The sequence below is a fragment of the Acidimicrobiia bacterium genome, assembly GCA_016650365.1.
Classification (GTDB): domain Bacteria; phylum Actinomycetota; class Acidimicrobiia; order Spongiisociales; family JAENVV01; genus JAENVV01.
Genome location: JAENVV010000245.1, coordinates 1 through 6,651 on the forward strand (window position 1 = coordinate 1; position 6,651 = coordinate 6,651).

At 59.8% G+C, this 6,651-nt stretch carries 6 protein-coding genes; all 6 read right to left on the bottom strand.

Annotated elements, in window-relative coordinates:
• The coding region (locus JJE47_14060) for a hypothetical protein (GenBank protein MBK5268548.1) at nt 1-530 on the bottom strand (530 nt) is incomplete at its 3' end.
• A complete protein-coding gene (locus JJE47_14065) occupies nt 527-1,318 on the bottom strand; it encodes a hypothetical protein (GenBank protein MBK5268549.1) in 792 nt (263 codons plus the stop codon). The genes JJE47_14060 and JJE47_14065, both read right to left, overlap by 4 nt.
• Nucleotides 1,315-1,893, bottom strand: coding sequence for a sigma-70 family RNA polymerase sigma factor (locus tag JJE47_14070; protein ID MBK5268550.1), 579 nt, complete (start codon nt 1,891-1,893; stop codon nt 1,315-1,317). Before JJE47_14070 ends, JJE47_14065 begins: the two co-directional genes overlap by 4 nt.
• A gap of 60 nt (nt 1,894-1,953) precedes the next feature.
• Nucleotides 1,954-2,631, bottom strand: coding sequence for a hypothetical protein (locus JJE47_14075; protein ID MBK5268551.1), 678 nt, complete (start codon nt 2,629-2,631; stop codon nt 1,954-1,956).
• Nucleotides 2,632-2,744: 113 nt separating this feature from the next.
• Nucleotides 2,745-5,153, bottom strand: coding sequence for an amidohydrolase family protein (locus JJE47_14080; protein ID MBK5268552.1), 2,409 nt, complete (start codon nt 5,151-5,153; stop codon nt 2,745-2,747).
• A 59-nt stretch (nt 5,154-5,212) separates the two neighbouring features.
• The coding region (locus JJE47_14085) for a sugar ABC transporter ATP-binding protein (GenBank protein MBK5268553.1) at nt 5,213-6,651 on the bottom strand (1,439 nt) is incomplete at its 5' end.

Here is a 6,651-nt window from a genome sequence, read left to right on the forward strand (position 1 = left end):
ACGTTTAGGTCTCCAGAGGCGGCTTCACCGTTGGCTGAAGCTCCCGGCACCGTTCCTTTGACCATGCCGGCTGTCTCTTCCTGGATGTCAATGGCGTTGAGAAGCTCAAACGATGGGGCGCTCTCGACTGCCCCGAGATCTACCGTCGACGTTGACCCATTTTGTGTCACTGTTGCGATTCCATCTGCGACCAGGGTTTCGACGACCCCGCTGGTGGCCTCCGTGACGATCAGTTGGCTGGTGCCGTCGACCCAACCATGCAGCTTGGTGGTCACGGTAGAGCTTCCAACATACGCGATCAGTTGGCCGCCAAACTCGTATGAGCCAGCGGTGATCGTCGTGTCGAGGGCGGCCTCGAATTGGCTCCTGGCGGGGACGGTTGTCGTCTCGAAGATCGGGGTCTGAGTGACCCCCACTGTGGAGACCGGCGAGGGCCCTTCTACCGAGGACGTTGATGCAGGTGTTGCTCCGGATCCCGAGCAGGCCGCCAGGGTCACAAGTGCGCCGATCAGTATCGTTTTGTGGGTCATGAGCCGCCCTCGTAGTCGTCGTCGTGGGAATCGCCTGAGCTATGTGATTCGTCATCCGAGTCGTGGTCCGAATCGTCCGAGTCATCCGAGTCGTGGTCCGAATCGTGCGAGCCCGACCCATTGTCGTCAGGGTCGGAGATCTCGCTTGATTCTGGAGGGTGGTTGGCATCCCCGGTAGGTTCCGTGGTCTCCTCGATATTCCGGGAATTCTCCGCTCCGCTGGACTCGTCGACCACCGGGGAATCGATCACAGCCTCGGACTCGGTGTCTGTCCCCATTTCAACATCATCGGCCTGTTCCTTGAGGGTGCGTTCGATCAGGGCAAGCTCATCACGCCAAATCGAGTCAGGATCGAGTCGCGCAACCGCCCGATCGGCTCTGGTGAGTAGGGCGTCCGTTGGCAGGTCCTCACGCAGGGCCAACTGCAACTCTTCGACTCGGTGCTCAGCCACGATTTCGTCATCAACAAGGAGCCAGATCGGTTCGACAGCCAGCTTGACCGGATACAACCACGTATCGGGCTGGCTGCCTTCCGTGGCCACTGCCGCTGAAGGAATTGCCACCATGAAAGCAACCACACCAGCGGTGAGCTTTTGCCGCCAATCGAACGATCGGAACCTGTCGACGATTGACGTTGTGAGCGGACGGAGGTCGAATAGTGAAGCGGGAGGAGCCGTGACGGGGCCGACCAGCGAAGCGTGAATCCGCGCAAGATGGAGTGAGCGCGTTTCGGCGCCAATCGAGAAGGCAGGCACTTGCCTGCTGAGTAGTTCAATTGGGTCGATCACGTACGCTCTCCGTCTTTCACTGATAGAGACGCCATCTGGCTCATGGATTCGACGGCATCGGTGAATGCTTTTCTGAGGTTCTTCTCGGCCCGGCCGAGTGCTGCGTACGCCGCCGGCCTTGTCATCCCAAGAACCTCGGCCATCTCATACCCCGACAGCTGGTGGACATGGCGAAGATCGAGGAGGAGCTGCTGGCGGTAGGGGAGGCTGGCTATCGCGCTGGCGAGCTCGGCGGAGTAGGGCTCGGTGTCCGACCCGACAAAGGGAACCTCGGGAAGTCTTTCGGTCGGTACTTCGGGCCGGCGTGATCGGCGACGGAACTCGTCGAGGCAGCTGAAACGAACGCTCTTGTACAACCACGCTTGCAGACTGCGACCGTCGCCCGTGAACCCCGGGGCTGCGCTGGCCAGTTCGATGAATGCCTGTTGTACGGCGTCCTCGGCGGCCTGCCGGTCTCGTACGAGCCGGAAGGCAAATGCCCCAAGCGAATCGGCCAGCAGGTCGTACAGCTGGCTGAAAGCCTGGTTGTCGCGTTGCACGACTCCAGCTACGAGGGCGTCAAGATCTTCTGTCACGCGTAAATGGGGGACGGCTTCTTGGGCCGCCCCCCAATTGTGGTCGCTGGTTAGCGAGGATCAGTCGTCGTGTGATTCGTCATGTGAATCATCATCGTCATCTGAGTCGTGACCTTTATCTCGATCGTGGTCGTCGTCGGATTCGTGGTCGTCGTCGGAGTCGTCTGAGAGCACGTCATCTGAGTGATCGTCGTCCGACTCATCGTCAATGACGGCATCGGACTCATCGTCGGCTTCGACCTGGAGTTGGATGACTCCGTCTTCGATCTCGATCTGCATCTCGATCATCCCGTCTTCGGACACGAGCGTGACCTGACCGTGGTCGTCGGATACGACGGTGAAACCAGGAGCAACGACCGAAATCGAACCATCGGCGGCCACCTCAACGGTTACGGTTCCGATATCCGGAAGAGTGAAGACGTGGGTGCCGGGCGTGGCAGTAGCCCCCTTGATTTCCAGCTCATCGCCTTCAAACTCGATCTTGAGAGCCGTGTCGCCTACCGCGTCGAGGATCAAGAATTCCGAATCGTCGTCGTCGGAGTCGAGTTCCACGGTGTAACCGTCCGGAACCGTGGTTACCTCGACAACTCCGTCTGCGACGGTGAGGACAACGGTCCCGATCCCCGGCACGTCCACCTCATACGAACCAGGTGATAGGCCGTCCCCGGCGAAAGCTGCGCCGGCCGCCCCGATCACAATCGCGAACACGGCCACCGTGCTCAGAACCTTTGTCTTCATCGTGAAACCTTTCGTCGTTGCAAGGAAAGACGCTGCCCGTCGCTCAGATTCGACGCGCTACGAGAAGTTTTTCCTACTTTCGGAGCATTTTGTCCAGAGTGTGTGCCGCAGCGCTAGATCTTGGGAAGCTTGAAGCCCGATTTGTCGACGAGGTAGTCGCGAGATTCGAGGGCCATTTGCCGCACCGCACTCCAGTCGACATGCAGCAGCTTGCCGCCTTGTTTCATTACGCGCCCGGCAACAAGGACCGTATCGACGTTTCCCGTGTCCATACCCAATACGACCGCGGTCGCCGGATCGTTGAGCGGAGTCACGTTCATCCGGTCGGTTCGCAGCATAATGATGTCTGCTTGTTTCCCCGGACTGAGACTGCCGACCTTTGACTCCAAGCCATTGGCCTTGGCGCCTTCCATCGTCGTCCAGCTGAGAATCTCACGAGCCGGAAGAGGTTCTCTGTCTTGGGCGATGGCCAGGGTGCGCTGGAGGGCCAAAACAGAGCGCATCTGGTTGAACATGTCCGAAGGTACGTTGGTCTCGACATCAATGCTCAGACTGGGGTTCAGTCCGCGGTCAAGGAACTTCTGGATCGGGGGCATGCCGTGTCCCATCATCATCTCCACCGGTGACGCGAGTGACACGGTGCCGCCGCTGTCGACGATCATTTGGATCTCGGTGTCGTTCAGGGTGGTGCAATGTATGTAGGTAGTGTCGGGGCCAAGCAGCCCGGCTTCTCCCATTTCCTGGACCTTGCCGTCCTGGCCGTAACTCCCGACGCCGACATGAGCGGTCAGTCTCGCACCTGATTCCCTGGCTAGCTTCCAGTGGTCCCTGGCCACTTCGAAATCCGTGAATTCGGGTCCTGGAGCGGCCAGGGCAAGCGTGAGCAGTTGATCCTGTGAGGAGAAATACTCGTTGGCGGCGCGCACGAACCAGCTCGGTTGACGTTCCTCCCACTTGCCCCACCATGGGAATCCGTAGGCGAATACAGCTCTCAGTCCGGAATCTTGAAGTGCCTGAATTGCTGCGTCGGTATGAGCGGGCGAACTCTGGATGTGGGACCAGTCGAGGAGGGTCGTGATACCGGCATCGATGGCGCCGACTGCCGACACCATGTTGCCTGCGTAGACATCCTGAGGCCGATAGGCCGGAGCCAGTGTCCGGAGAATGAACGAGATGTAGCTGACTCTGCCTTCAAGCGGTACGTCGGTCCCGATGTTGCGCAGAACGCCTTCCCAAATGTGACGGTGACTGTCGACGAACCCGGGCATGACGATCATCCCCGAGGCGTCGATGACCTCGGCATCCTCGGCGACGAGGTTTCTGCCGACCTCGACGATCTTCTCCCCTTCGATGAGGATATCTCCGTTGATCAAGTCACCAATGGTCGGATCAAGGGAGAGCACGATCCCACCCTTGATCAGCTTTCGTCCCGTAGACACGATGCTGAAATCGATTCCTGATGGGTACAACTTCGGTAGCTCTGTCTCAGCGACCAAATTGCTTCCCAAGGCCAAACGACGCGCCCGTCTGAAGTTCCTCTTGACCAATTCCTTGATGTCGCCCACCTGGAAGAGAATTATCCCGAGCAGCACCAGTACACCGATAATCATCAAACCGTGGTCTGGCGTCAGACCCAGGAATGGAAGCACGGTGATGATCAGGGCCAGGAGCACCGAGGCAATGAGCCCTCCGACATATGTGGCTCGTCCGCCCGCCAGAGATGCGCCGCCGAGAACTGCCGCGGTGATGCTGTTGAGCGCGAAGCTTGAGCCGATTTGTGCGTTCCCGATGGGAGATCGGGACATTACGAAGAATGAGGCAATCGCTGCGAATACTGCTGAGAGCAGCAGGGCGCGCACCCGCGTCCAGTTGGTTCGGATTCCGCTGCGTTTTGCGGATCGTTCGTCGAATCCAGTGGCGCGTACTTTCAGACCCGAGCCGGTTGCGTGAAGCCAATAGTCGAGCAGAACGGCTACCACCACCACCCCGATGAAAGCGATCGGAACCGATCCGGCACTCGACTTGAGGCCTGAGACGAAGCCTGGATTGATGGTGCCGCTCGGGGTCTCGCGCAACGTCAGCGAGATGCCATCGAGGATGCTCAACGTGGCCAGGGTGGCGATGATCGATGGGATCCTCACTCCCCGAACGAGACCGGCGTTGACGAGGCCCACTACGACGCCGGTCAGGAGTATCGCCCCGACCCCGATGATGATTTGCGTCGGGGATGAGTCGGGCACGATGAGGTATGAGGCGATGACCACACCCAGGCTGATCATGGCGCCCACCGAAAGGTCCAGATAGCCTACGAGTAGAGCGTGCGTCTGGGCCATGGCAGCTATCGCCAGCGGAATCGCGATCACGAGAACATTGGTGACGTTCGTGCCGTTGAGGAACCCGTCGAACCGGGAACTCGTGTACCAGAGCAGGGCACCGATCAACAGCAGCTGGAGTGCGATGGGCATCCACAGGCGGACCTTGACGACCTTGCGCCACTTGTTCTTGTCGCGTGCGTTGCGCACAACCTTTCGGACCGCTTGCCGGGCTGCCTCGATTGGTCCAGTTGGTTGGTATTGGCTTGTCATGGCGCATCAGAGCGGGTAGGAGCCTTCGGCATCGCGACGCCCAATGACGATTGTCCGGATCTGGACAAGCCCGGTCCGCGGACGATGGCCTCGACGATCCGGACCTCATTGAGTTCGTCGCCCGGGATTTCCTCGATGATCTGGCCTCGGGACAACACCAGCACCCGATCGCACAAGCCGGCGAGCTCGAGCGGGTCGCTCGATTTGACCAGCAGTACGGCCCCATCATTGGTGCGGGCCCGTAGCGCCTTGTAGATGTCGAAACGGGAGCCTACATCGACCCCTTGGGTGGGCTCGTAGGCAAGGATGACCGAAGGCTTCTTGAGAAATGTACGCGACACGGCGACCTTCTGCTGATTGCCTCCGGAGAGAAACTCGACCGGCTGCTCGAGGGAGGGCGTGCGGATTTCGAGCTCCTCAACGAGCTTGCCAACCTCCCGGCGCTCGGCACGACGGCGAAGGAAGAAGAGCCAACTGAATTGGCGAATTGACTGAACGGTGGCATTCACTCTGACGCCGAGCACCGTCATGAGAGCCTCGTTCTTGCGGTCGCCCGGCAGCAGCATGACTCCCGCCTCGATTGCTTCGTGCGTTGAGATCAAGGTCAGATCCTTGCCGTCAACGGTGACACGGCCGGCACGCGGTGGGGTTCTGCCTGACAATGTGTCGAACAGCTGTGGCTGTCCGTTGCCTTCGGCTCCTGCAATCCCAACCACCTCTCCGCTCTCAAGGGTGAAGCTGACTGGCCCGAACGACTGGCCCTGCAAAGCTTCGACAACCAGGACGTCTTTTCGCTCAAGCATTGCTACGGACGGTTGCGGGAAGGCCGCCTCGAATGGCCGACCGACAATCAGGTCGACCAACTCATGCTCGGTGGTGGTCTTGGCATCGAACGTGCCTTGCGTCTCGCCATCTCGCAATACGGTGATCCGGTCGGCGATCTCAAGGACTTCAGGCAATCGGTGGCTCACATAGACGACGCCGATTCCCTGATCCCGGCATCTCGCAATAGTCCGATGAAGAGAATCCACCTCATCAGGACCGAGAGCCGTCGTCGGTTCGTCGAGAAGAAGCACTTTGGGGTCCGATACGAGTGCTTTGGCCACCTCGAACAACTGTCGTTCGGCCAGCGTAAGGAAGCCGGCCGGCGAATCAGGAAAGAGCTCCATGTCGAGGTCGAACTCGCCCAGGAGTCTGCGCGCCCATTTCTTCCGTCTCCAGTAGGGCGGCCGTTTTCCTGGCGGAGCCGCCAGGAACAGGTTGTTCTTGACCGGTTCGGCCTGGATCAACGACGTGTCTTGATAGGCCATCGCCAGGCCAAGCTTGCGAGCCAACGCCGGAGAATCTCTTCGGAGGGTTCTGCCCCCGATCTGGACCCTGCCCAGATCGGGGTCGACGAACCCACTGGCAACCCCGAGGAGGGTCGACTTGCCGG

What these genes read in the sequence shown, in the direction of transcription:
- JJE47_14075 (MBK5268551.1), bottom strand. Translation starts at nt 2,631, where the DNA reads ATGAAGACAAAGGTTCTGAGCACGGTGGCCGTGTTCGCGATTGTGATC.